Annotated in this window: 25 protein-coding genes; 19 read left to right on the plus strand and 6 right to left on the minus strand. The window is 64.1% G+C overall.

Going from position 1 to position 25954, the window contains the following annotated elements; genetic code table 11:
* Positions 1-144: 144 nt before the first annotated feature.
* The 7 genes from KF886_01905 to KF886_01935 all read left to right on the plus strand — a co-directional run bounded on the left by KF886_01905 (position 145) and on the right by KF886_01935 (position 5519).
* On the plus strand, positions 145-1296 hold the full coding sequence (locus KF886_01905; protein ID MBX3176092.1) for a PQQ-dependent sugar dehydrogenase: 1152 nt from the start codon (positions 145-147) through the stop codon (positions 1294-1296).
* A 255-nt stretch (positions 1297-1551) separates the two neighbouring features.
* The gene (locus KF886_01910) at positions 1552-2034 is read left to right on the plus strand and encodes a type II toxin-antitoxin system VapC family toxin (protein MBX3176093.1); all 483 of its coding nucleotides are present in this window, start codon (positions 1552-1554) and stop codon (positions 2032-2034) included.
* Positions 2027-2245 (plus strand): hypothetical protein, encoded by a 219-nt coding sequence (locus tag KF886_01915; protein MBX3176094.1) that lies wholly within the window; start codon positions 2027-2029, stop codon positions 2243-2245. The genes KF886_01910 and KF886_01915 overlap by 8 nt, the downstream gene beginning before the upstream one ends.
* 188 nt (positions 2246-2433) lie before the next feature.
* Positions 2434-3822 (plus strand): Gfo/Idh/MocA family oxidoreductase, encoded by a 1389-nt coding sequence (locus KF886_01920; GenBank protein MBX3176095.1) that lies wholly within the window; start codon positions 2434-2436, stop codon positions 3820-3822.
* A 107-nt stretch (positions 3823-3929) separates the two neighbouring features.
* Positions 3930-4586, plus strand: a complete 657-nt coding sequence (locus KF886_01925; GenBank protein MBX3176096.1) for a DUF1080 domain-containing protein — start codon at positions 3930-3932, stop codon at positions 4584-4586.
* 8 nt (positions 4587-4594) lie between these two features.
* Positions 4595-4756: a hypothetical protein gene (locus KF886_01930; GenBank protein MBX3176097.1), complete on the plus strand. Its 162-nt coding sequence runs from the start codon at positions 4595-4597 to the stop codon at positions 4754-4756.
* 97 nt (positions 4757-4853) lie between these two features.
* The gene (locus KF886_01935) at positions 4854-5519 is read left to right on the plus strand and encodes a DUF1080 domain-containing protein (GenBank protein ID MBX3176098.1); all 666 of its coding nucleotides are present in this window, start codon (positions 4854-4856) and stop codon (positions 5517-5519) included.
* Between the two features lie 127 nt (positions 5520-5646).
* On the opposite strand, the gene serC is transcribed toward KF886_01935, so the two are convergent.
* From serC to KF886_01955, 4 genes are all read right to left on the minus strand, one after another.
* On the minus strand, positions 5647-6735 hold the full coding sequence (serC, locus tag KF886_01940) for a 3-phosphoserine/phosphohydroxythreonine transaminase (protein MBX3176099.1): 1089 nt from the start codon (positions 6733-6735) through the stop codon (positions 5647-5649).
* 185 nt (positions 6736-6920) lie between these two features.
* Positions 6921-7112 carry a hypothetical protein gene (locus KF886_01945; protein ID MBX3176100.1) on the minus strand — a complete coding sequence of 64 codons (192 nt, stop codon included), beginning with the start codon at positions 7110-7112 and terminating at the stop codon, positions 6921-6923.
* Positions 7109-7681, minus strand: coding sequence for a zeta toxin family protein (locus KF886_01950; GenBank protein ID MBX3176101.1), 573 nt, complete (start codon positions 7679-7681; stop codon positions 7109-7111). Before KF886_01950 ends, KF886_01945 begins: the two co-directional genes overlap by 4 nt.
* An 83-nt stretch (positions 7682-7764) precedes the next feature.
* Positions 7765-8835 carry a DUF4038 domain-containing protein gene (locus tag KF886_01955; GenBank protein ID MBX3176102.1) on the minus strand — a complete coding sequence of 357 codons (1071 nt, stop codon included), beginning with the start codon at positions 8833-8835 and terminating at the stop codon, positions 7765-7767.
* 517 nt (positions 8836-9352) lie between these two features.
* On the opposite strand from KF886_01955, the gene KF886_01960 reads away from it, so the two are divergent.
* The 4 genes from KF886_01960 to KF886_01975 all read left to right on the plus strand — a co-directional run bounded on the left by KF886_01960 (position 9353) and on the right by KF886_01975 (position 16234).
* Positions 9353-11638 carry an SUMF1/EgtB/PvdO family nonheme iron enzyme gene (locus KF886_01960; protein ID MBX3176103.1) on the plus strand — a complete coding sequence of 762 codons (2286 nt, stop codon included), beginning with the start codon at positions 9353-9355 and terminating at the stop codon, positions 11636-11638.
* 123 nt (positions 11639-11761) lie between these two features.
* Positions 11762-13852, plus strand: coding sequence for an enoyl-CoA hydratase/isomerase family protein (locus tag KF886_01965; protein MBX3176104.1), 2091 nt, complete (start codon positions 11762-11764; stop codon positions 13850-13852).
* 89 nt (positions 13853-13941) lie between these two features.
* Positions 13942-15111 (plus strand): PilZ domain-containing protein, encoded by a 1170-nt coding sequence (locus KF886_01970; protein MBX3176105.1) that lies wholly within the window; start codon positions 13942-13944, stop codon positions 15109-15111.
* 136 nt (positions 15112-15247) lie between these two features.
* A complete protein-coding gene (locus KF886_01975) occupies positions 15248-16234 on the plus strand; it encodes an SDR family oxidoreductase (GenBank protein ID MBX3176106.1) in 987 nt (328 codons plus the stop codon).
* A gap of 18 nt (positions 16235-16252) precedes the next feature.
* Here KF886_01975 and KF886_01980 read toward each other — a convergent pair whose 3' ends face one another.
* Entirely contained in the window at positions 16253-16687 is a 435-nt protein-coding gene (locus tag KF886_01980; GenBank protein MBX3176107.1) for an Rrf2 family transcriptional regulator, read from the minus strand.
* Positions 16688-17044: 357 nt separating this feature from the next.
* On the opposite strand from KF886_01980, the gene KF886_01985 reads away from it, so the two are divergent.
* From KF886_01985 to KF886_02010, 6 genes are all read left to right on the plus strand, one after another.
* Positions 17045-17416, plus strand: coding sequence for a group 1 truncated hemoglobin (locus tag KF886_01985; GenBank protein MBX3176108.1), 372 nt, complete (start codon positions 17045-17047; stop codon positions 17414-17416).
* A gap of 15 nt (positions 17417-17431) precedes the next feature.
* On the plus strand, positions 17432-18406 hold the full coding sequence (locus KF886_01990; GenBank protein MBX3176109.1) for a 2Fe-2S iron-sulfur cluster binding domain-containing protein: 975 nt from the start codon (positions 17432-17434) through the stop codon (positions 18404-18406).
* Between the two features lie 109 nt (positions 18407-18515).
* Positions 18516-19949, plus strand: a complete 1434-nt coding sequence (locus tag KF886_01995; GenBank protein MBX3176110.1) for a UDP-N-acetylmuramate--L-alanine ligase — start codon at positions 18516-18518, stop codon at positions 19947-19949.
* A complete protein-coding gene (locus KF886_02000) occupies positions 19949-20737 on the plus strand; it encodes an FtsQ-type POTRA domain-containing protein (GenBank protein MBX3176111.1) in 789 nt (262 codons plus the stop codon). Before KF886_01995 ends, KF886_02000 begins: the two co-directional genes overlap by 1 nt.
* A gap of 87 nt (positions 20738-20824) precedes the next feature.
* Positions 20825-22060, plus strand: a complete 1236-nt coding sequence (ftsZ, locus tag KF886_02005; GenBank protein ID MBX3176112.1) for a cell division protein FtsZ — start codon at positions 20825-20827, stop codon at positions 22058-22060.
* Positions 22057-23160, plus strand: a complete 1104-nt coding sequence (locus KF886_02010; GenBank protein MBX3176113.1) for a PilT/PilU family type 4a pilus ATPase — start codon at positions 22057-22059, stop codon at positions 23158-23160. Before ftsZ ends, KF886_02010 begins: the two co-directional genes overlap by 4 nt.
* A 240-nt stretch (positions 23161-23400) precedes the next feature.
* On the opposite strand, the gene KF886_02015 is transcribed toward KF886_02010, so the two are convergent.
* Positions 23401-24366, minus strand: a complete 966-nt coding sequence (locus tag KF886_02015) for a hypothetical protein (GenBank protein ID MBX3176114.1) — start codon at positions 24364-24366, stop codon at positions 23401-23403.
* A gap of 243 nt (positions 24367-24609) precedes the next feature.
* Between KF886_02015 and KF886_02020 the strand changes: the two genes are divergently transcribed.
* Together KF886_02020 and KF886_02025 are read left to right on the plus strand one after the other, a co-directional pair.
* Positions 24610-24984 carry a GntR family transcriptional regulator gene (locus KF886_02020; GenBank protein ID MBX3176115.1) on the plus strand — a complete coding sequence of 125 codons (375 nt, stop codon included), beginning with the start codon at positions 24610-24612 and terminating at the stop codon, positions 24982-24984.
* Between the two features lie 49 nt (positions 24985-25033).
* On the plus strand, positions 25034-25930 hold the full coding sequence (locus KF886_02025) for an ABC transporter ATP-binding protein (protein MBX3176116.1): 897 nt from the start codon (positions 25034-25036) through the stop codon (positions 25928-25930).
* The last annotated feature ends 24 nt before the right edge of the window (positions 25931-25954 follow it).

Here is a 25954-nt window from a genome sequence, read left to right on the forward strand (position 1 = left end):
TCAGATCCAGGGGGGCATCGCCTGATTCACACATGGTAGCACACTGCCCGTCGAGCGATCCGCACTTGAGTCTTTTCAACGCCCAACCCGCCCCCCTTGTCCCGCCGTGGCTGGATCGCGTAGCATGTGGCCTTCTTTTTGGGAATGGGAATTACAGAAGGGAGTGCTACACCTATGAAGTGCATTACGTATACCCTGGCGGGCGCCGTGTTGGCGGCTGGCTGGGGGTCGGCTTTTGCGGCGGATCTGCCGCTGGACCGCATCCAGTTGCCGGAGGGTTTTTCGATCAGCGTGTACGCGGAAAATCTGCCGGGCGCGCGGACGCTGGTGCTGGGGGATGCGGGGACGTTGTTTGTGGGGACGCGGAAGGCGAACACGGTGTATGCGGTGGTGGATCGCGATGGGGATCATGTTGCGGACGAGACGCATGCGTATACGGAGGGGCTGCGGAATCCGAACGGCCTGTTTTTCCACGAGGGGTCGCTGTATGTCGGCGAGTTCAATCGGGTGCTGCGCTATGACGGCATTGAAGCCTCTTTGGACGCGCCGCCGGCCCCGGTCGTGGTGACGGAGGCGCTGCCGTCGGAGGAGGCGCACGGGTCGAAGTACTATGCGCTCGGTCCGGACGGGCGGCTGTACTTCGGGATTGGCGCGCCCTGCGATCATTGCGACCCCACGGTTGACTACGAGGACGCGCGGCTGGGGACGATCACGTCGATGAAACTGGACGGATCGGACGTTCAGCCGTATGTGACGGGCGTGCGCAACACGGTGGGGCTGGCGTGGCACCCGGAGAACGGGACGTTGTACTTCACGGACAATGGCCGCGACAACCTGGGCGACGACGCGCCGGATTGCGAGTTGAACCGGGTGACCCGTCCGGGCGCGCATTTTGGCAACCCGTACATTCACGGGGGCGACGTTCCGGATCCGGAGCATGGCGCGGGGAAGAACCCGGACGACTACGAGAAGCCGATCCAGAAGCTCGGGCCGCACGTGACGCCGCTGGGAATGCAATTCTACACGGGCGATCAGTTTCCGGCGGAATACAGGAACCGGATTTTCATCGCGCTGAAGGGCTCAACCAATCGCACGCTGAAATCGGGCTACAGCGTGGTGCAGGTGACGCTGGACGCGGCGGGGAACGCGGCGGCCTACGAGGATTTCGCCACGGGCTGGGTGTACCGGGAGGAGGCCTGGGGCCGCCCGGTGGACGTGTGCGTGGCGAAGGACGGCGCGCTGTTTGTGTCCGACGAGCAGGCGGGCGTGATCTACCGGATCGCGTACGGGGAGTAGCGCGGCGGGAGAAGAGAATCGTGTGGGCCCGCGACCGGGTTGGTCGCGGGTCTTTTTCTATTTGGGGTTTTCAGCGGGACTTGAGACGGGGGCTACCGGGTTGGAGCGGTACTGATTTCGGGTTATTTCTCGACAGCAATAGCACGCCGCAGTCAAAGGTGAGAAAAACAGATGCTTGACATGTCCTGGCGCCCGTGCTTCAATGGAATTGCGATTAGGTGCGTAGGTTTATATGCGAAAGCGGGAAGGGGGTCGATGAAATTCAAGGTATACGTGGAAACGTCGGTAATCAGCTATCTCGCGGCGCGACCGAGTAGAGATGTTATAATTGCTGGTAGACAGGCCGTGACTCGCGAGTGGTGGGAGCACTACCGCAGCCGGTTTGAGTTGCTGTCCTCCGTGGTCGTGGAGGATGAGGCGGGCCGCGGTGACCCAGCGCAATGTGCGAGACGACTTGAATTGTTGGCCGGCATACCACGGGTCGCGGTGTCATTGGAGGCCGCGGAAATTGCAACGCGGCTCATCGAGGAGGGTGGCGTACCCGCGAGTTGCGAGGAAGATGCCCTTCACATCGCGATAGCGGCAACCCAGGGCGCCGATTATCTGGTGACCTGGAATTTTCGGCATATCAACAACGACGCCAAAAAGCAGACGATTGGCAAAATTGTAAATCGCTGTGGATGCGAATGCCCGATAATATGTTCGCCGGAGAGCTTTGGAGGTAATCTCGATGATTGAAGATCCGATCGTGGAAGAGATTCGACGCTACCGAAAGGCGCACGCCGCCCAGTATGGTAACGATTTGAAAAAGATCGTGGAAGCGTATCAGGAGTTAGAACGCAAGTCGGGCCGCGAATACCTTAATCTTGAGCCCAAGCGTGTATCCGTGCCCAAGGCGTCCGAGTCGCGGGGTGACTATGGGGCGCAGGGCCGGGAGGATGGGTCGTAGTCGGGGCTGATGCGCTGTGGGGTGTTCAGGGCAGAAGTGTTCAGTGCAGGACGGAGATGCGGCGCCGGCCTGGGGCGGCATCGGGCTAAGTAGCCTGTATTCGGGGGCTTCCGACGAGCCTGTTTGCGGGCACGGTTTATGCGGATCCTGGGTGGGGTATTGTATCTTGACCCAGGAGCCTGAACACCATGAACACCCGAGACCTTACGCGTCGCGCTTTCCTTGCCTCCACGACCCTGGGGGCCACCGCGGCCCTTACTGGATGCGCGACGCGCGCCAACACCGCCCGGGTTGTCCCGGGACGCCGATCGCCGAATGAGATGGTGAGCGTGGGGGTCATTGGCCTTGGCGGCCGATCACGGGACATGATCGGGCAGTGCAAGGACGTGCCGAATTTCCAGCTTGTGGCGGTGAGCGACTGTTTCGAGCCGCGGATTGCGCAATTCCAGGAGCTGCACGGTGGGGCCCACACGTTTACGGGGTACCCCGACTTCCGCACGATGATCGAGAAGGAGAATTTGGATGGCGTGATGGCCGTCACGACGACCCACGCGCGCGCCTGGGTGTCGTGCTGGGCGATGGTGATGGGGATGGACGTTTATATCGAGAAGCCCATGTCGCTGACGATTGCGGAGGGGCGGGAGATGGTGGATATTGCGCGGAAGTACAAGCGCGTGACGCAGGTGGGGACGCAGCAGCGGACGATGCCCGTGAACAACTGGATCAGCGATCTGGTGAAGGGCGGCGCGGTTGGCAAGGTCCACACCGTGCGGGGCTGCAACTATATCGGGCCGTGGATGTACACGAGCACCGAAGAACAGCCCCTGCCCGAGGGCGGCGAGAACTGGTGGGACATCTGGACCAACCAGGCGGAGGTGCGCCCGTACCACCAGCAGATTCACCGCGGATGGGACAAGTGGTGGGATTATGACGGCGGCGGCACGACGTATGGCGTGACGGGTTGGGGCGCGCACGGGTATGACCAGATCCAGCGGGGCCTGGGCACAGATGAGACCGGTCCGGTGGAGGTGGAGTTGCTGGAGGAGGTGGCGGAGCGGCGCACGGGCAAGTTCGAGCGCACGGAGATTCCGCCGGAAGACACGGGATCGCCCTACTACGGCATGGCCGACCAGACCGGGCCGCGCGCGCGGGTGCGGATGAAGTACAAGAACGGCGTGGAGCTTCAGCTCGACATGGACGGGGATCGGTCGCCCGGGCTGGGCTGCGTGTATATTGGCGATAAGGGCGCAATTGAACTGAATCGCAATATGTACACGTGCGATCCGGTGGACCTGGTGAATCCGGCCGACAGGCCGACGCCGCTGGGGGTTCCGGAGACGCACCCGCACGTGGAGAACTGGCTGGAATGCATCAAGAGCCGCGAGACCTGCACGGGCGATATCGAATATGGCCAGCGCAGCTCGACCCTGTGCTACCTGGTGAACATCGTGCGCGATGTCGGCAAGGTCGGCGAGGTGCTACAGTGGGATCCGAAGAAGGAGCAATTCCGGAACTGCCCCGAGGGGAATGCGATGCTGTCGCGCCCGCGCCGGGCGGGGTATGAATTGCCGAGCTGAGTGGCGCGGTGGCATCAGGGACTACAGGGGCTGCGGTCCTTGTACTCTGGCTTTTGAACACGATGAGGAGTTGGATTATGGGCGCCTTGGCTGGAGTTGGTCTTGTGGTGCTGTCATGCCTGGCCGCTGGCGCGGGGGTGGCGGAGGTTGAGGCGGATTTTACGCCGATGTTCAATGGCGTGGACCTGAGCGGCTGGGACGGGAAAGATGGCGGTTGGTGGGTGGAGGAGGGGGCGATCACGTCGGAGAGCACGCCGGAGAACCCGTGCGTGAAGCACCACTACCTCTTCTGGGAGGGCGCGCAGCCGGCGGATTTCGTGTTGCGTTTCCGCTACAGGTTGGTTGGCGGCAATTCCGGCGTGCAGATCCGCAGCAAGAAACTGCCCGAATATGATGCATGGGGCTACCAGGCGGATATGGAGGCGGGCGGGCAGTGGACGGGCTGTCTTTTTCAGCATGATCGCGAGGCGGTGGTGAAGCGCGGGTTCAAGGCGGTCATTGCGGAAGATGGGAACCGGGAGGATACGCCCTTCGCGGATCCGGAGAAGCTCCACGCGGTTGTGAAGCAGGACGAGTGGAACGACTATGAGGTTAGCGCCATCGGGCCGAAGATTACCCTGCGGATCAATGGCGAGCTGATGTGCGAGGTGGAGGATCGCGACGCGAAAATGGCGCGCGGCGAGGGGTATATCGCGGTGCAGATGCATCCGGGGCCGCCGATGAAGGTGCAGTTCAAGGATTTGCGGATCAAGATTCTGGAATAGTGGACGGGGTGGACAGAGTGGACGGGGTGGACAGAGTGGACGGGGTGGACAGAGTGGACGGGGTGGACAGAGTGGACGGGGTGGACAGAGTGGACAGAGTGGATTCGCCTCGGCGAATGGACGGGGTGGACGTATCAAGTCCACCGCTTGATTGCCTCGCGCTTATCTGATTAAATGGCCGGATTCACTGTCGCGGATTCCCTGTGGTTGCCTCGCTGGGCGATTGGGAACGAAGCGGCCTTCAACCAACATCAGGAGAGTACCATGATGAAAAAGACCCTCACCCTGGCGGCGTTTGGCCTCGTAGCCCTGCCGCTTTCTTCGCTGGCGGCGGATGGCTGGGTGTCCCTGTTCGACGGCGAGTCGCTGAATGGCTGGATCCAGAAGAACGGGACGGCTGTTTACCTGGTGCATGACGGGGCGATTCTGGGAATCACCGCGGAGGGCAGCCCGAATTCGTTCCTGTGCTCGGAAAAAGAGTATGGCAACTTCGAGCTGGAATTCGAGGTCAAGCTGAACGACAACGAACTGAATTCCGGCGTCCAGATCCGGTCGCAAACCAAGGAGCCGGAAGGTGACGCGCAATTCGGGCGCGTGAACGGGCCGCAGGTGGAGATTGAGGCGAGCGGCGAGGGTGGCGCGCAGTCCGGCCTTATTTATGGCGAGGCGTGCGGCGGCTGGATGTCGAAGGACGCCGAGCAGCGGCAGTATAAGGCGTTTAAGGACGGCGAATGGAATCACTACCGGGTTGTGGCAAACGGCGCGCGCATCCAGACCTGGATTAACGGCGAAGCGATTGAAGACCTGGTGGACGAAGAGAAGTTCCAGAGCCACCCGAAGGGCTTCATCGGCTTGCAGGTGCACAGCATCGGCGCTGGAAAGGGCCCGTACACGGTGATGTGGCGCAATATCCAGGTTAAAGAACTGGATTGAATGCAGGACGGGCCGTTCGTCATCCGTTTATAAATGAAACGCGGGAGCAAGCTGGGTTGCTTGCTCCCGCGATTGTTTTTTGTATTCTCCGCGTTGCCGCTTGGACAGGCGGGACGCCTATCCCACTTTATCCGTTGTTCTGCTGGAAGTCCTTCATGAAGGTGACCAGCGCGTCGACGCTTTCCTGGGTGATGGCGTTGTAGATGGAGGCGCGGCATCCGCCCACGGAACGGTGTCCCTTGAGGCCGTCGAGGTCGGCGGCGGTGGCTTCCTTGATGAACTTGGATTCCAGATCGGGGTTCTGGAGCACGAAGGTGACGTTCATCAGCGAGCGGCTTTCCTTGTCCGCGTGGCCGATGTAGTAGCCGCCGCTGTTGTCGATCGCGTCGTAAAGCGTCTGGGCCTTCTTGCGGTTGATGGCTTCCATCTTATCGAGGCCGCCGATGTCGTTGCGGAGGTATTCGGTGACCTTCGCGATCATGTAGATGCCGAAGCAGGGCGGGGTGTTGTAGAGCGAATCGTTTTCCGCCATGACCTTGTAGTCCAGCAGCGACGGCAGGTTCGCCGGGACGCGGTCCAGCAGGTCTTCGCGGATGATGACGGCGGCCACGCCGGAGGGGCCGATGTTTTTCTGGGCGCCGGCGTAGATGAGGCCGTATTTGGAGGCATCGATCGGGCGGGATAGGAAGCTGGAAGAGAAGTCGCAGAACAGCGGGACATCGCCGGTTTCCGGCTCCGCGAAAAACTCGATGCCCTGGATGGTCTCGTTCGCGGTGGAGTGGACGTAGGCGGCGTTGGGGTCGAGGTTCAATTCGCTGGTGGCCGGCATCCGCTTGTAATTGTCCGGCTTGCCGTCCCACACGACGTTGGGCGCGCCGTGTTTCTTCGCTTCAAAGATGGCCTTTTCCGCCCAGGAGCCACACTTGATGTAATCCGCCTTGCCGCCATTGAGGAAGTTCATGGCGAGCATGGAGAACTGGAGGGTCGCGCCGCCCTGGAGGAACAGGACGCGGTAGTTGTCCGGCAGGTTCAACAGGGCCTTGATGTTGTCCTTGGCGGCGGCGTGAACGGCGTCGAAGGCCTTGGACCGGTGGCTGATTTCCATCACCGAGGCGCCAGCGCCGGGCAGGGCGAGCAATTCGGCCTGGACGCGCTCAAGCACCGTCAGGGGCAGGGCGGCCGGACCGGCCGAGAAATTGTGCACACGTTTCTCCACGATACATCTCCTTCATGGGTGAGAAATCGAACCCGGCGGACACAGGGCCACCGCGTCATGCATACCGCCTGGGGTAGGGAGGGTGGCCCCGGAATGCCGGAGGAAAGGGCATGCCGGTACGGGGAAATGGTAGCAGAAACGGAGCGGGGCGCGCCACGTGGGGGCGGGCGTACGGGGCCCGGAGGCTAGCGGGCCTGGCGTAGGGGCGGATCGGCGAATTCCGGGTCGACGGTGATTTCCTCGGCGGGAATCTCGATGATTTTCCCGTCCCGTTCGACGACGATGGAACGACCGGCGCGCTTGTGCTCCGCGAGCGCGCGCTGCACGCCTTCATACATGCCGCGGTCAAACGCCTTCTGGATTTCGTCGTCGGTCATTTGGTGGCCTCACGGATTCTGCGCCAAGTCTCGGCATCATACACGCTAATTGTACCATTCTTATCTCGGGAGGCGACAGGAACAGGCATTTCTCCTGAATTGTCCACGCAATCCCATGTTCGAGCGAGTGGCGCGTACAGATTCAAGAAGTTCCGCATGCCGCGGACGTAGCGCCGGCGAACGACATCGTCGGGAATGTGGTGGCCGCCGGCGGCGACGCGGCGGGCGACGCGCTCGATGGCGAGATCGGGGGTGCGCAGCCATACGAAGAGCAGGTGCACGGTGTAGCCCTGCTCCCGGCACGCCCGCAGGAAGGGGGCGAAGGAGCGCGAGGCCATGGTGGTTTCGAAGGCGAAGTCCTGTTGATCCGAGGCCAGGCGCCGGATCCGGCTAAGCATGATGCGCCCGGCCTCCATCGCCACGGATTCCGGGCGGAACGGGGAAATTCCGGCGGCGATTGCGTCGGCGTTCACGAATTCGGGGCAGCGGAGGGCGTCCGGAAAGAGGGCCGTGGCGGCGGTGGTTTTTCCGGCCCCGTTCGGGCCGCCGATGACATAGACTCTGGGCATGGTTGCCTTTCCGCGCGGCGTGGAGGCGCCCCGCACGGCTTCCTGCTTGTTGCGCCAAATCACCTTCTGAATTTTGTCGACGTCTATTCCGTGATCGCGGAGGCGTCGCGCCGGGTTTCGGCGCTGTAGACGGTGCGCGGGCACGGGCTGGGCCGCGTTCTCAAATCCTCCGCGAGGTCGGTGATACGCTTTGCCCCGATAGCATGCAGGGCGTCCTTCCACGGGAGTCCGTCGGGGGACGGATCCAAACCCCACTTACCGTCCGATCCCAGATTGAAACTCCAAACGGAATGGTGGCCGTAACTGATTCCAGCAACGCCGGTTTCGATCGCGCCGAGAATATGTTCGAAGACTTGATCCGCTGTGCAGCCCTGATTGCAGCCGCACATGCTGGCGCGGCCTTCGTATACGGGCTCTGAAAGAAAGACAGGTTTCTCCGGCACGCGTTCGATCTCGGACCGGACCAGGTCGTTAATGGAGCCGGGATTACACTTGTGAACTGAATAGAAGTCCATGTATTCGGGGCCGATAGCGGCCACGTCCACCACGGACTGTCCGGAGCGCGGGTGGAAGGTGGCCAGGCGATCCGGATCGGCCGATTTTACGCCACGGAGCGTTTCGATAACGCGGGATCGCATGTCTGCCGGGTCGCGTTTGGCGTGCGGCGAATCCAGGCCTTCGATTGTGTACGCGAAGATATTCGGGCGTTCGCGGAAGGCTGCGGCGATGCGGCGCCCGACTTCGTAATTGTCCGACACCAGCGCGCCGGCGTGGTAGTCGTAGGAGGGGATGAAGAGTTCCGCGTACATGCCGTACTTTGCGAGCGTATCGAGTATGAAATCCAGCTTCGGAAAGTCGACTGCCTCCGATTCCGGACCGAACTTGATCGTATTGAATCCCTGCGCGCTTCGCGTTTGTACGTAATGGGCGATGTCGGACTCTGACATTCGCACCAGAAGCCAGGCCGTGTCCGCAATTGGAAAGAACGTTTCGCCCCGCACCGTTTCGAAGCACTGGCCGTTCACCCGAATGCGCGGCGCCGCGTGCGCGCCCGCGGCATCAGCGGTCGCGGCGAGGGCCAAGGCCATTGCGAAGAGGAGTGGCGGCGCGATGTGGAAGGTGGAGGGGCCGTAGATAATCCGGTTTGAGCGCATATACTTCTTCCCTTGTGCAGTCCCGATTTATGCGCGGTCCGCAAGCATGTTGTCAACGCATCGCCCGCGCCGGCATCTACTCGGTGGTGCTATTCTGGTCTCGAGTGTCCCAGCGGCGTTTGGTCCCGAATTCCGAATTGGCGTGTGCCGCCGAGTAGGCCGATCAGGGCAATCGCCCGCGAGGGGGGCTTGCCGGCCGCGTTCGGGCCGCCGATGACGTGTGTTTCGGGCACGGTTGCCTTCCCGTGCTGCGTGGAGGCGCCGCTGCGTCGGGTAGTATGCCACAGGGCAGGGGACGGATGCCGGTCGAAGTCGCGCGGGGGTGGAGATTACGCGGGGCCGAGATCGCGCACATGGCGTTTTCAGTGAATACTGCGGTATCATGCCGTTGCGCGGCGCCACCCGGCGCGTGCTGTAGTGCGAGGCAAGGGCGATGGGCTCACCCGGGTACGGGCGGGCCCTGGATCGGGAACGGGGTTATGGTGGAGCGATGGTAGGTCCAGACGTTCGACAGAGCATGTTGGACGATCAATCTCCCGTCAGGACAGAACGCACCGATCCGCTTTCGGATCCTCTGCTGGGCACGCGGCTGGGGCATTACGAGATCAATTTTGTGCTGGGGAAGGGCGCGTACGGGGCGGTGTACAAGGCGCGGGACGTGATGCTGGGCCGCTATGTGGCGATCAAATTCCTGCACGCGTTTCTGGACAAGTCCCACGAGGCGATGTTCCTGCAGGAGGCGAAGGCGGTGGCCGCGCTGGGGAAGCACCCCGCGATCGTGACGATTTTCGAGTTCAGCGAGTACCAGGGGCGGAAGTACTTTGTGCTGGAGTTTGTGGGGTCGCACGCGGGGATGCTGCTGCGGGTGCACCCGCGCGGCCTGCCGGTGGATATGGCGCTGCGTATTGGCAAGGAGGCGTGCGAAGGCCTCGACTACGCCCACAAGCGCCACATTATCCACCGGGACATCAAGCCCGCGAATATCCTGCTGGAGATTGAGGGGGGAAGCGCGAAGCTGGCCGATTTTGGCGTGGCGAAGCTGTTTGACCCTTCCGGGAAGGATCAGGGCGGGGCGCCCGGCGGTACACCGGCGTACATGGCTCCCGAGGTTATTCGTGGCTTCTCGGGCGATATCCGGTCCGACATTTTCTCGGCCGGGGTGACGTTGTACGAGTTGCTGAGCGGCACGCTGCCCTTCCCGGGCTCGACGAAGGAAGAAATGATGGCCAGCATCGCGGCCAACCGGTACACGCCGCTGCGCCAGGTTCGGGCGCTTCCGCCGGCGGTTTGCGCGGTGGTGGAGCGCGCAATGGCGCACCGCCCGGAAGACCGGTTTGCGACGGCGGGCGAACTGGCCGAGACGCTGGCGGGTTGTCTGGCGCCGGCGGCGGCTCCCCCGCCCGCGGCGCCGGACAACGTGAGCCGGGACGAGATGCGGATGGCGAAGCTGAGAGCCTACCAGCTCGCGCAGGACGCGAAGCGGACCGGGGGCGAGAAGCTGGCTCCGGGCCTGCTTCAGGAGGGGGTGGAATCCTTCCGGAACGGCGAAGCATACGAGCAGTTGAAGCAATTCGGCCCGGCGAAACTGTCGTTTGAGTCGTCAGCCCGGCATTTCCGCGATGCGCTCGCGCGTTCGAAGGCGCTGCTGGAGCGCATGCTGGCGCTGAAGGGGGCGCGAACCGAGATGGAGTCGGCGCGCGCCCGGGCCGAGGCCGCGCATGCGCCGCGCCTGGCCGCGGAGCCGTTCCAGCGGGCGTTGCAGGCGGAGAAGCTGGCGCGGGAGACCGCGGCGCTGCTGAAGGCCACGGAACTGTATCGCGAGGCCGCCGCGCGGTATGGGGCGGCGCACGAGGCGGCGCTTCGCCACGGCGAGGCGGCGCTGGTGGCCCCGCGCGACAAGCTGGAGCAGACACGGCGTGAAATAGAGGGGCTGGGCCTGGCCCCGTACCTGAAGCAGGAAATCGCGCAGGCAAATGCGATCGTGCGCCGGGCCGACGCGGCGGCGCCCGATTTTGAGAAGGCGCGCCAGGAGTATGTGGCGGCGGAGGCGCTGCTCCGGAAGGCGATTCCCCTGGGCGCCGAGCGGAAACGGCTCGAGATCGAGAAACAGTCGCGGGCTCCGATTGTGGTCGGGGGCATCGAGCTTGTCTGGATACCGCCGGGCAGCTTCTACATGGGCAGCGACGATGGCGGGGTGGACGAGGAGCCGAAGCACGAGGTGACGATCCCCCGCGGGTTCTGGATGGGGAAGTACCCGGTGACGCAGGCCCAGTGGCAGGCGATCATGGGGGAGAACCCGTCGGCCTTTCCGGGGGATGATCGGCGCCCCGTGGAGAACGTGAGCTGGCACGATTGCCAGGCCTTTGTCTCGAAGTTGACCGCGCTTGGCGAGGGGCGCTTCTGGCTGCCTTCCGAGGCGGAGTGGGAGTATGCGTGCCGCGCGGGCGAACCGGGGGATTGGAGTTTCGGCAGCGATCCCGGCGAACTCGACGCGTATGCGTGGCACCACGAGAATGCCGGTGGAACGACGCACCCGGTCGGGGAGAAGAAGGCCAATGTCTGGGGCCTTCATGACATGCACGGCAACGTTTGTGAGTGGTGCGAGGACCGGCTGCATCCGGATTACCAGGGCGCTCCGGACCGGGGCCAGGCGTGGGTTGACGGGGACGCGGAGGAGCACATGACCCGGGGCGGGAGCTGGTGCATCATCACGCCCGAGTGCCGGAGCGCGTACCGGGGCTGGTATGCTGGTCCGGATACCAAGGCGGATTTCATGGGGCTGCGGGTCTGCAAGGCTGGGTAAGGGGTGACTTGGCGGGTGCGCGTGGCGGCGTGGTATGCTGGGCGGTTCGGGGCGGCCCGCCTGGGCCGGCAGTGTGCACAAGCCCCGGGACGTGAGGATACGCTTAACCAGGAGAAGTGGCCCATGCCTTCTGTTGTTCAGTATTCGGCCCGCGAGAAGTCGGGCATCATCACCATCGATTCCCCGCCGGTGAACGCGCTGTCGGCCGCGGTGCGGCAGGGTATTCTGGACGCGCTTTATCGGGCGAACGAAGACGAGTCGGTGGACGCGGTGGTGCTGATCTGCGCGGGGCGGACCTTCATTGCCGGCGCGGACATCACAGAATTCGACCGCGCCCCCGAGCACCCCTGGCTGGATGAAGTGATCGCGGGACTTGAATCCAGCGCCAAACCGGTGGTGGCGGCTATCCACGGCACGGCGCTGGGCGGCGGGCTGGAAACCGCGCTTGGATGCCACTACCGCGTGGCGGTTGCGGGGGCGCGCTGCGGGTTGCCGGAGGTCTCGCTGGGGATCGTGCCGGGAGCGGGCGGAACCCAGCGGCTTCCGCGGCTTATCGGGCCGGAACCCGCGCTGGAGATCATTGCTTCGGGGGCTCCGATTCCCGCCGCGCACGCGCTGGCGCTGGGCCTGATCGATCAGATTGTGGATGGGGATTTGCTGGAGGGGGCGATCGCCTTTATTCGGGACGCCGTGGCGCAGGGCGGGCCCCACCGCCGCGTCCGTGACCTGGAAGAAAAGTTGAGCGGTTTCGATCCGGGCATTTTTGACGCCGCGCGCGCGCAGTTTGCGAAGAAACAGCGTGGATTCAACGCGCCCCAGCGGGCGATCGATTGCGTGGAGATTGCGACGAAAACGCCGATTGAAGACGGCCTCCGCCGCGAGCGGGAAATATTCGACCTCTGCCTGCGGTCCGATCAGTCGATCGCGCAGCGCCACATCTTCTTCGCGGAGCGCGCGGCCAGCAAGATTCCGGATGTGCCGAAGGAGACGCCGGTTCTGCCGGTCCGGTCCGCGGCCGTGATTGGCGCGGGCACGATGGGCGGCGGCATCGCGATGAATTTCGCCAATGCCGACATCCCGGTGTACCTGATGGACGCCACCCGGGAGGGGCTGGACAAGGGGCTGGCGGTCATTGCGAAGAACTACGCGAGCGGGGTGAAGAAGGGGCGCATGACGCAGGAGAAGATGGACGCGACGATGGCGCTGATCACGCCCACGCTGTCCTACGGCGATCTGGCGGACGTCGATATCGTTATTGAGGCGGTTTTTGAGGAGATGGACCTGAAGAAGGCGGTGTTCGGGGAACTCGATCGAATTTGCCGGAAGGACGCGATTCTGGCGACGAACACGTCGACATTGGACGTCAACGAGATTGCGGCGAGCACCTCACGTCCGGAGCAGGTGATCGGGCTGCATTTTTTCAGCCCGGCCAATATCATGCGGCTGCTGGAGATCGTGCGGGGCGAGAAGACCTCGAAGGAGGTCATAGCGACGGCCTTTGCGCTGAGTAAGACGATCCGGAAGGTGGGGGTGCTTGCGGGGGTGTGCGACGGCTTCATCGGGAACCGGATGGTGCACCCGTACATCCGTGAGGCGCTGTTTCTGCTGGAGGAGGGCGCCACCCCGAAGCAGGTTGACGACGCCATTTACCAGTGCGGCATGGCGATGGGGCCGCACGCGATGAGCGATCTGGCGGGGCTGGATGTGGGCTGGCGCATCCGCAAGCGCCAGGCGGCGACGCGGCCGGCGGACGAGCGGTACTGCGCGATTGCGGATTTGATCTGCGAACGCGGCCACTATGGGCAGAAGACGGGCCGGGGCTTTTACATTTACGACCCGGAGACCCGGGCTGCGACGCCGGATCCGGAGGTGGAGGCGCTTTGCGTTGCGGAATCCGAGCGCCAGGGCATCGCGCGCCGCAGCATCAGCGACGAGGAGATCGTGGAGCGCTGCATATACGCGCTGGTGAACGAGGGCGCCCGGATTCTGGAGGAGGGCATTGCGTTGCGGGCGTCGGATATCGACGTGGTGTACGTGTACGGCTACGGATTTCCCGCGTTTCGCGGTGGGCCGATGCATTACGCGGAGGGCATCGGCCTGGACAAGGTTTACGCGCGCATTTGCGCGTTTCACGCCGAACATGGGAAACTGTGGGAGCCCGCGCCGCTGCTTGCGCGCCTGGCGGCGGGAAGCGGGAGATTCGAGGACGCCTGAATGCGCGCATCGCCGAATTGGCGCAGGGCGGAATCGCGGGTGATCCTGCGCGGCGCCAACGCCGCGCGGAGCAATTGGGAATATCGACCATGCGGGGAGCAATAACCATGGAGCGGGTGGAGGCCACGGAGCTTGAATCGTGCCTGGAGATCGGGCTTGAGGTATTTCTCGATCCGAATCCGGGGACGCCGAACTCGCGCCGCTTTCCCGGGCGCGTTCGCGGCTGGGAAGCGGGACGTTATCTAATCCTCGGGCTGTTGCCATCGGGCCCCCCGCCTGTTCTCCGGTCCGGCAAGGAATGCATCATCAGGTTTGTGCACGAGGGCGAAGTCTGGGGGGTGTCGGTGAGTTTTGTCGAGGAACTCCAGGGGGGTGCGAGCCGGCTGGTTCAGATGTCGTGGCCGCGCGAAGTGGCCCGGGTTCAGGTTCGGCGTCACGAGCGCGTTGCGGTGCAGGCTCCGTGCGACCTGTACGACAGCGGGGGGGGCAGTATGCCGGGGACGATTTCCGATATCAGCGGAGGCGGCTGCAGCGTGCTGGCGCGGCGCGAGCTGGAGGTGGGATCGCGGGTCCTGCTTTCCTTCCAGATGCCCGATGGCGTGCGTATCGACAAGCGCCCGGTGATCGTGCGCAACCGGCGTCCGGTTACGGGCGGGCTCATCAAGTATGGTTGCCAGTTCCAGGAGCAGGATGGCCAGGATCGGAATATTGAATTCTTTGTGAACCGGTCGATCGCCAGCGCGCGGGGCGGGGTTGTGGCGACACCCCACCTGGTCCTGCTGTCGCCGCGCGAAGCGGATGCCGACGAGGCGCGCCGCGCGCTCGCCTCCGCGCATTGCGAGATTGTGGCGGCGGCCGGGGTGCTCGATCTCGGGTACCTGCTTCGGACCTGCCAGCCCGCCGGTGTGATTATGTCGCTTGATCAGGCGGGTCTTACGGCCGTTGAGATCCTGCCCCTTATCCGCCAGTCGCCGGGTATGGCCGCACTTCCGATCTTTGTGTATGGCGGCGGCGCGGGACTTGACGATGCGATGGCGCACGGTGCGACCCACTGCGTCAACGATTTGTCGCTTGCGGCGGAGATCCTGCGCTATCTGGACTTGCCGGAATCCCGGCCCGGGGGCGCGCAGGAATCTCCAGGTTCGGAGGTCGCATCGCCCGCAGGCGCGCCCGAGGAAAGCGGCGCGCCGATGGCCGAGGCGCCCGCGCCGGAACCGGTGGAGGAGGAGGACAGCGGGGAGATCCGCTTCGAGGAGTGAGGGGCACGCGGCGCACCGCCTTGACCCGGCGGCGCCGCCTTTGGCAGACTTGCGCGACTTCCAGCACGCACCCCGGCGCCCGGTAACGTTATCGCGGCGCGTGCGCAACCCGTGATTGAAACAGATTGAGAGCGATATGACGGAACAAGCGATAGTGGCGGATCAGGCGGTGGCCCCGGGCAAGCCGGGGCGGGTGAATCTGGTCACGGGCGGCGCGGGATTTCTGGGTTCGCATTTGTGCGAGGCGTTGCTGGCGCGCGGGGAAGAGGTCATCTGCCTCGACAATTTTTTCACCGGCAACAAGGCGAATATCGCGCACCTGCTGGACAATCCGCACTTCGAACTCATCCGCCACGATGTTACGCAGCCTATCCTTGTGGAGGCGCACCGGATTTTTAACCTGGCGTGCCCGGCTTCGCCGGTGCATTACCAGCACAACCCGGTGAAGACGATTAAGACGAGCGTGATGGGCGCGTTGAACATGTTGGGGCTGGCCAAGCGGGTCCGCGCGCGGATTTTGCAGGCGTCCACCTCGGAGATTTACGGCGATCCGGCGACGCATCCCCAGGAGGAGGCGTACTGGGGCAACGTGAATCCGATTGGCCCGCGGAGTTGCTACGACGAGGGCAAGCGGGTGGCGGAGACCCTGTTTTTCGACTACCACCGCCAGAACGACGTGGACATTCGCGTCATCCGGATTTTCAACACCTACGGTCCGCGCATGCAGATCAATGATGGCCGGGTGGTGAGCAATTTTGTGGTGCAGGCGCTGCGCGGCGAGCCGATTACGCTCTATGGCGACGGCAGCCAGACCCGGTCGTTCTGCTACTACGAGGACCTGATTCGCGGCATGATGGCGATGATGGACAAGGACGGGTTTACGGGGCCGGTGAACATTGGGAATCCCGGCGAGTTCACAATCCGGGAACTGGCCGAGACGGTGGTGCGCATGACGGGGTCTAAATCGGAGATTGCGTACCGCCCGCTTCCGCAGAATGATCCGGTGCGGCGTAAACCGGATATCAGCCTGGCGAAGCGCGAGCTTGGCTGGGAACCGCGGATCAGCCTCGAAGAGGGGCTCAAGCCGACGATCGCCTATTTCAGCAACCTTGTGGGCGGCTGAGGCCCCCGGTTATTTCCCTCACTCGTCCAGCGCGAGGAGCCGCCGCAGCGGTTCCCGGTTCGCGGCCATATCCTCCAGGGTGTATTGGTCGAGCACCTGGAGAAAGGCGTCGAAGGCCTCTCCCAGGACCCCCATGAGCCGGCAGGCCGGCGTGATGACGCACTGGTTGCGCGACGCGTCGAAGCACTCCACCAGATGGAAGTTGGGCTCGGTCCGGCGCACCACCTCGCCCATATTGATTTCGGACGGCGGATAGGCGAGCCGCAGTCCACCCTGCCTTCCCCGTGTTGTGGTAATGTATCCAAGTTTTCCCAGGTTGTGCACCACCTTCACGAGGTGGTTCCGGGAAATCCGGTAGCGCTCGGCGATCTCGGTAATGGTCGCGTTGTCGCCGCAGATGGCGAGATAGATGAGCGTGCGCAGGGCGTAGTCCGTGTACTGTGTCAATTGCATGGGCCGGCACTCCAGGGCGGGTACGCGCAGTATAGCACGCGCAGGGGGCTCGACGCGGCCTGATTCTCGGGGTGCTGGTATTTCGCCCGCGGCGAATCCCAGGCCATGCGGGCAGAGATGCCGGGGCTCCAACGCGCTCACCTTCATTGATTCGAGGCTCCAGATCGCCTCAAGTTCACCCCCATATGCCGCGAGCGGGTCTGAATGGGATTGCCCTGGCTTCGCGGGGCTTGACAAATGGACCGGGGATCTATATGATGCATTTTAAATACACGTTTGGTGCGCCGGGCAGGCGCGCCGCGGGCGGGCGCCCGCCGTGTTTCTGGCAGCAACCCCTGGCAATGAAGGAGAAGCACAATGAGCAATTTGTACGAGCAAATCGGCGGCGAGCCCGCGGTGAACGCGGCGGTGGACCTGTTTTACCGGCATGTGTTGAGCGATGATCGCATCGCGCATTTCTTCGACGGCGTGGACATGGAGCGGCAGGCGCAGAAGCAGAAGGCGTTCCTGACGATGGCGTTCGGCGGCCCGCACAACTACACGGGCAAGGACATGCGGGACGGCCACGCGCACCTGGTGAAGCGGGGCCTGGACGACAGCCATGTGGACGCGGTGCTTGAGAACCTCTCGAAGACGCTCCAGGAGCTTGGGGTGGCGCAGAACCTGATCGATCAGGTGACGGCCATCGCCGAGAGCACGCGCGACGACGTGCTCGGCCGCACGGCATAAGGTTTTGGACGCCCCATGCCCGCTGTAACCTTTGAAGATCGATCATACGAACTGTTGGATGGCGAATCCGTGCTGGACTGCCTCACACGGCATGGTCACGAGATACCCAACTCGTGCCGGAGCGGCATTTGCCACAGCTGCCTCATGCGCAAGACGGAGGGCGACGTGCCGCCGCCGGCGCAGAAGGGGCTGAAGCCGCAGCAACAGGCGCAGGGGTATTTCCTGTCGTGTTGCTGCCATCCGGAGGCCGATCTCGGGGTTACGCGGGCGGATGGGGCGGCGAAAAAGATTCCGGCGGTGCTGGTGGCGCGGGAGGTGCTGAACCACCGCGTCCTGCGGGTGATCCTGGAACCGATCGATGCGCTGGACTACTATCCGGGCCAGTTTGTGAATTTTGTGCGCCCGGGGGGCCTGGTGCGGAGTTTTTCGCTGGCGAGCGTGCCGGCGCTGGACTCGAAGCTGGAGTTTCACGTGGCGCTCGTGCCCGGCGGGCGGATGAGCGGGTGGCTTCACGCGGACGCGCAGCCGGGCGACGCGCTGGAGATTATGGGGCCGGTGGGGAACTGTTTCTATACGCCGGGGAAGCCGGAGCAGCCCTTGTTTCTACTGGGAACCGGGACCGGGCTTGCGCCGCTGTATGGCATCGCGCGGGACGCGCTGCAGCAGGGGCATACCGGTCCGATCCACCTGTTTCACGGGGCGCTGGTGGCCCGGGATCTGTACCTTACCGATGCGCTGCGATCGCTGGCGGCGGCCCATGCGAACTTCCATTACCACGCCTGCGTGCGCGACGAGGCGGGCGAGGCGTGGATGCTTCAGGGCGCGGTGGACGCACTGGCGCTGGAAACCGTGCCGAATCTGAAGGGCTGGAAGGTGTTTCTCTGCGGCCACCCGGATCTGGTGCGTCTGGCGCAGCGGAAGACGTTTCTGGCGGGGGCGAGCATGTCGGAGATCCATGCGGACGCGTTTTTGCCCGCGGGCGGCGGCTGAACAGCTACATTTTAAGCATTATTCATATTTCCCGAAAAGGTCCTTTATTTGTGGTTTAGACTGTGATATCATAGCCGAAACCACAATATGTAGGGCCACGGGAAGAGAAATGACCGGACACAAGAGAAGCGTCCACTTCGTCGGCGTCGGCGGAATTGGGATGAGCGGGCTTGCGGAGATCCTGCTGAACCTCGGTTACGAGGTATCGGGATCCGATTTGGCCTCGTCGGCGATTACCGATCGGCTGAAGTCCTTTGGTCTGGTCTTTCACGAGGGGCACCGGGCGGAGCACATTGGTAACGCGGGGATTCTGGTGGTGTCGGCGGCGGTTCCGGAGGACAATCCGGAAGTGTGCGCGGCGCGCTCCCGGCGGGTTCCGGTGATGCACCGGAGCGAGCTGTTGGCGGATCTGATGCGCCTGAAGCCGAACGCGGTGGCGGTGGGGGGGACGCACGGGAAGACGACGACGACTTCGATGATCAGCGCGATACTGGATGTGGCCAATATCGGGGCGACGAGCATCGTGGGGGGGATACTTCACCGCAGCGGCACGAACGCGCGCTGGGGTACCGGGGCGTACCTGGTGGCGGAGGTGGACGAACACGATGGGTCTTTTCTTCACGTACACCCGACGATCGCGGTGGTGACAAATATTGACGCGGAGCACCTGGAGTATTACGGCACGCTCGACCAGATCAAGCGGGCCTTCACGGAATTCTGCAATGGCGTGCCGTTTTACGGGTACGCGATCCTCTGCGGGGACGATGCAAACGCGGCTTCGATACTGGAGGACGTGCACAGCGTCGCGATCACGTACGGGCTGGGCGACGGTGTCTCACTGCGGGCCTCGAACATGCAGCTGGTTGACCCGGATCCGGACGCGGGGCTGGCGGAGCGCCTTCGGAATGTCGCGACGCGCTTTGACGTGGTCAGCCATGACGCGCGGCTTCCGGAGACGGGGCGTCTGGGAACGGTCACGGTGCACGCGATCGGCGAGAATAACGTGCGCAATGCGCTGGCCGCGTGCGCGGTGGGGCTGTGCCTGGGTATGCGTTTTTCGGCGATAGCGGAGGGGATCCGCCACTTCGACGGGGTCCGGCGGCGCTTGCAGGTGCGCGGGGAGCGGCGCGGCGTGACGGTGGTGGAGGACTACGCGCACCACCCGACGGAGATCGCGAGCACGCTGGAGGCGATCCGGTGGCTCCGCCCGGCACGCGTGATCGGGGTGTTTCAGCCGCACCTGTACAGCAGGACGAAGTTTTTTTGCGACGCCTTTGCGGGGGTGCTTGCGGAGATGGACCGCGCGATTGTAACGGCGATCTATCCCTCGCGCGAGGCCCCGCTTCCGGGCGTGGACGCGGGGATGATCGTGGATGCGGCACAGCGCCTGGGGGCGCGCCACGTGGAGCTCATCAAGGACATGCACGCGGTTCCCGCGCAGCTTGTGGGCGATCTTTCTCCGGGCGACGTGGTGCTGGTGCTGGGCGCGGGAGACATTAACCGGATAGCGCAGCCCCTGCTGGACGCGCTGGGAGCCGCGTGATGCCGCTTGCGCAAGCCCATATGAAGCGGACGCGCCGTGGGGCGAAGGGCTACCGCCTCCGCCAGCTGGCGCGGCTCCTTGAGGCGGGGCTGTACATCGCCCTGTTTTTTATCTTCGTATACTACCTCGCGAGTTATATCACGGGATCGGGGCGGTATGCGGTGCGCAACATTCTGGTGTATGGCGAGGGCGCGGTGACGACGGAGGACGTGCGGGCGGTGGCCAGGCTGGACAGCAGGGACAACCTGCTGTTTCTGGATCGCGAGGCGGTGGCGCGGCGCGTTGCCGCATTGCCGTATGTGGCCGGCGCCGAAGTGCAGCGGGAGTTTCCGAACACGATTGTGATCACTATTTCCGAGCGGAAGGCGGTGGCGACGCTGATTGCGGGCCGCCGCGCATTTCTGCTGGACCGGGAAGGGCATGTTCTGCGAGAGACCGAGCCTTCGGCCGAACCGATCGGGCCGCTGATCACCAATGTGCCGGAACTGGGCGTGGTGACGCCGGGCGATCGGCTGGCGCAGCCCGCGCTTCAGGAGGCGCTTGCCCTCTGGGACGCCTTCGGCCCGGCTCCGATTGCCCGGGAGGTGAACGTTTCCGAGATTTCCGCCGAGAGCCCGGTGCACCTGACGATGTTTCTGGAGGAGGTTCCGTTCGCTATCCGCTGGGGCCGGAGCGATTACACGATGCAGGCGGAGCGCTTGAGCGTGCTCTGGCGGGAGAAGGCGGGCCAGCTTCCTTGTGTTGAATACCTCGATCTTCGCTTCGACGAAGACCTCGTTTGCCGTTAGTCCGCGTGCCGCGCAAGTTGTTCCAGGGAAAAGAAGGGTGCTACCATGAAACGCTCTACCACGGGGAATGCCTCTATGACCGTATCCATGTCCGATGAGTTTCAGTCATTCGATCAGCGCGCCGTTATCAAGGTGTGCGGCATCGGCGGGGGCGGCGGCAATGCCGTGACCCGCATGATCGAAGCGGGCCTCTCCGACGTGGATTTCATCGCGGTGAACACCGATGCCCAGGCGCTGAAGAACTCCCCCGCGGGCACCCGGCTCCAGATCGGCGTCGAGATGACCGGCGGCCTCGGATCCGGCGCGCAACCCGGTGTTGGGGCGCGGGCGGCGGAGGAGGATCGCGAGCGCATCAAGGATGTGCTCAGCGGCGCGGACATGGTGTTTTTGACGGCGGGCCTGGGGGGCGGCACGGGCACCGGGGCCTCGCCCATCGTGGCGCAGGAGGCTTCGAGCAATGGCGCGCTGACCGTGGCGATTGTGACCATCCCGTTCGCCTTCGAGGGGAAGGAGCGGATGTCGCTGGCGCTGAAGGGGCTGGCGGAGCTGGAGAAGCACGTGGACACGCTGATCGTGGTGCCGAATGATCGCGTGGCGACGCTTTGCCAGAACAACATGTCGCTTTTGAACGCCTTCAAGAACGCGGACGAGGTGCTGCACAACGGCGTGCGTGCGATTTCGGAACTGATCACGATTCCCGGGTTGATTAACCTGGACTTCGCGGACGTCCGCACGATTATGCAGTCCCGCGGGCGCGCCCTGATGGGGATCGGGACCGCCGAGGGCGAGGATCGCGCGGTGCGCGCGGCGCAGGAAGCGATTATCTGCCCGCTTCTGGAACAATCGAACATCAATGGCGCGATGGGCGTCATCGTGAATATCAAGGGCGGCTGCGACATCGGGATGCGCGAGGTGCAGGACGCGGTGACGGCGGTCAAGGAGTCGGCGCACCCGGACGCCAACATTATTTTTGGCGCGGTGGTGGATGAGCAGGAGCGCCCGGAACTTCAGGTGACCGTGATCGCGGCGGGCTTCCCGACGGGGGTCTCGGAGGAGTTTCTCTCGACGGACGGCAAGACCGAGAAGGCGTCGCATCCCGTGCCGCCGCCGCTGCCCGAGCGCAAGCGCCCGCAGCCGGTGGAGCTGGAATCGGCTAAGCACGACAATGGCAAGCCGGCGCATGTGGAGGCGTTTCCGTCGGAGCAGTTCCTGTTTCCCGACGAGGGGCAGGATGCGCCGGCCCCACCCGCCCCGCAGGAGCCCGAAGAGGATCTGAGTATCCCGGCGTTTCTTCGCAAGCGCATGAGAAAGAACAAACCATGATGGATCGTACGCAGTTTGTGAAGCTCCTGCAGCGCGCGGTGCAGAAGGACGCCTCGGATATTCACCTGAAGACGGGGAGCCCGGTCTATTTTCGCGTGGACGGGCTCATGGCGTCGCAGGAAGGCGATGTGCTGGTCAGCGAGGATATCGACAGCATGCTGTCCATCCTGCTGAGCAAGGATCAGTACGATTTTTTCATGAAGCGGGGCGATCTTGACCTGGCCTTCACGGAGAAGGGGGTGGGGCGTTTCCGCGTGAACGTGTTCCGGCAGCGCGGGTCGGTTTCGCTGGTTATGCGGCGCATAAAGAACAAGATCCTGACGTTCGAACAGCTTAACCTGCCGCCGCCGGTGGTGCGCTTCGCGACGATGCAGCGCGGCCTGATCCTGATCACCGGGACGACCGGCAGCGGCAAATCGACGGCGCTGGCGGCGATCGTCGATCACATCAACTCGAACCGCCGCTGCCACGTGGTTACGATTGAAGACCCGATTGAATACGTGCACAATGATCGGCTTGCGGTGATCAACCAGCGCGAGGTCACGATCGACACGCGCGATTTCTCCTCGGCGCTGAAGGCGGTGATGCGCCAGGATCCGGACGTTATCCTGGTGGGCGAGATGCGCGATCTGGAGACTTTCCAGGCGGCGATCAGCGCGTCGGAAACGGGGCACCTGGTGTTCAGCACGCTGCACACGACGAACGTGATGCTCACGATCGACCGCATCATCGACCTGTTCCCATCCAACCAGCATGACCAGGTCCGGTCGCAGCTCGCGATGAACCTGCGGGCGATCATGTGCCTCCGGCTGCTGCCGCGCGCCAACGGCACGGGCCGGGTTCCGAACTGCGAGATCATGTTCACCAACCCGGGCATCCGGGCGCTGATCAAGGAAAACCGCATCGTCCAGATGGACAACGCGATCGCCAATGGCCGCGAATCGGGCATGATGAGCTTTAACGACAGCCTCTATGACCTGATCAAGAAGGAACTCATCACGCTGGACACGGGCGTGGAGATTTCCGACAATCCCGAGGAGCTGAAGATGCTGCTCCAGGGTATCCGGCTGAGTTCCGGCCGGGGCGGGTTGCTTCGGTAGGGATTAGGTGGGCGCGGGGGTGGTGATGGGTCAGCCAGGGATGGCTAACCTCCTGTGGGGATTTGAACCGCGCGTGTGGGGTGGTGCTGGCGGAGGTGGGTTTACGTTGCTCCAGGCACACGAAGGCGCTGGGGCGCCATCGCGTGGCACGGGGGATCATCCTGGGCGCGGGGGTGGTGATGGTTCAGCCAGGGATGGCTAACCTCCCAGGGGCTTCCGCCGCTGCATTTGCTGGCTTTCTTAGGGCGCGGGTTCGGTTTCCTCTTCCAGGCCCATCATCCGCACGGCCATATCGATGCCGGCGCGCTGCTGGTCGATTATCGGGCGGACGCGGGCGAAATCCTCCGGCGACAGCACCTGGCCCAGGTCCGCCAGCGTGTTGTCGAAGGCGGCGCGCATGGCGCTGAAGTCGGGGTTCATGTCCATCCCAGTCTGGCCGGCTTCGAGCAGGTTCTCCACCATGATGTCCACGGCGGTGGCGCGGATGTCCTCGGGCAGGTCGCCGGCGAACATGTTCATCTGCATATCGAACTGCTGGCGCAGCATCCGCTCGGGGAGCTCTTCCTGGTAGGCGTCGAACTGCGCGAGCTCCTCGGGCGTCAGCACTTCCGCTATCGCGGCGCGGAGCGACTCTTCCGACGGCATGGCGCTACCGTCGGGCATGCCTTCGCCGCGCATCATCGACATCCCCGCGGCCATGCCGGCGCGCGCGTGCTCCAGCAGGGCGTCCCGCAGGGCGGCCCGCCGTTCCGCCGGCAGGTTGAGATCCTGGAAGAGCGCGGAATACTGCATGTCCACCTGCATCGGCAGCATGGACTCTATCATGGCCTCGCCCTGCTCGCCCTCGAACATGGCCGCGAAGGGATTCTCCGGCTTTTCGCCTTTCGGTTTGCTGGTTTCGGTTTTGTCGCCGCCGAGCATGTTCTTCAGCAGGGCGGCGGGATCGAAGCCTTTGGGCACTTCCACGGATTCGGTCGCGGCGCCCATATGTGCCGGGGCCGCCTCGCCGGTTGCCGATAGATTGCGCCGCAATTCGGCATGTTCGTGCTCGAGATTCGCGAGCCGCGCCTCCAGCGCATTCCGGTTTGCCTCCGCCGCAGCGATCTGGCCCGTAAGATCCCGATTCGCCAGCACCTGCATAAACAGGGCGCCCCCGAGTACGATGGCCAGCACCCAGCCGGCCGCAAGCACGATAGATTTGTTCATGGCATCGATCCTCCCGCGCCCCCGGGCCGCTCCCGGCGCGCTCTCTGACAATATACCCCTGACGCGCGAAATGTATTCATTTCACTCCGCAGCCATCATACCGCGACAGGGCGGGCAAATTCGCCTGGCGCGATGCGGCCCCGCGGGCGTTCCGGCGGGGCTCGGTTTCGGGGTATTGACAGGCGGGACAAAGTGTATTAAACTCTTAATACAATCAGTCAATAGGCACAGGGATTCCATTCGATGCAGTTGCATATCGCGCCCGGCGACGGCGCGCCCATCTACCGCCAGATCATGGACCAGGTGAAGCACCTGGTCGCGGCGGGGCGCCTGAAGCCCGGGGACGAGATGCCGCCCATTCGCGCGCTGGCGCAGCAGCTCCTGATCAACCCGAACACGGTGGCGCGGGCGTACCGCGAGCTGGAGACGCAGGGGGTGCTGGCATCGCGTCAGGGATCGGGCACGGTGGTGGCCGGGGGCGGATCGCCCCTGGCGCGGGCGGAGCGGCTGCGGCTGCTGGCGGCGCAGGCCGATCGTCTGCTGGCGGAGGCGGCGCACCTGGGCTTTGATTTGGACACGGTATTGGAACTCGTGGAGAAGCGGCACCGGAAACGGTAGGCGCGGCAGGTGACCGCCGGACCGGAGCGCCGGCACAGGGAGACCGATCATGGAAACGGTAGCACGCATCAAGAACCTCACGCGCACGTACAAACGCGTGACCGCCCTGGACGACGTGTCGCTGGACATCCCGAAGGGGTCCGTGTTCGGCCTCGTGGGCAGCAACGGCGCGGGGAAGACCACGCTCATCAAGCACCTCATGGGCATGCTGCGCCCGCAGTCGGGCACGGTGGAGGTCTTCGGCATGGACCCCATCGCCGAGCCCGAGGCCGTGCTCGTGCGCATCGGCTTCCTCAGCGAAGACCGCGACCTGCCCGGCTGGATGCGGGTCCACGAACTCATGCGCTACCTCCGCGCGTTCTACCCGAACTGGGACCCGGACTTCGCCGAGGAGCTCCGCGAGCAGTTCAAGCTCGACCCCCAGGCCAAGCTCAAGACCCTCTCGCGCGGGCAGCTCGCCCAGGCGGGACTGCTCGGCGCGCTGGCGCACCGGCCCGATTTCCTCGTGCTCGACGAGCCCTCCTCCGGCCTCGACCCGGTCGTGCGGCGCGACATCCTCTCCGCCATCATCCGCACCGTGGCCGACGAGGGGCGCACCGTGCTCTTCTCCTCGCACCTGCTGGAGGAGGTCGAGCGCGTCGCCGACCACATGGCCATGATCTACAACGGCAAGCTGCTGCTCAACGCGCCGCTGGAAGAGATCAAACGGACCCACACCAAGTTCGTCGCCAAGTTCGAAACGCCGCCGCTCCGCGCTACCCTCCCTGGCGCCCTCAGTTGCCAGCATTTCAATGGCGAATGGACCGTCCTCTGCAATCGGGAGCACGAGGCCTGCAAACAGGCCATCACGGAACAGGGCGGCGCGATTCTGGAGGAAAGCGAGGTGGGCCTGGAAGAGATCTTCATCGCGCATGCCGGCGCGCCGATGGCGCTGGGCGGGGAGTAGGGTGATGGGACGGGAAGCTCAGGA

Source organism: Candidatus Hydrogenedentota bacterium (genome assembly GCA_019637335.1).
Taxonomy (GTDB): domain Bacteria; phylum Hydrogenedentota; class Hydrogenedentia; order Hydrogenedentales; family JAEUWI01; genus JAEUWI01.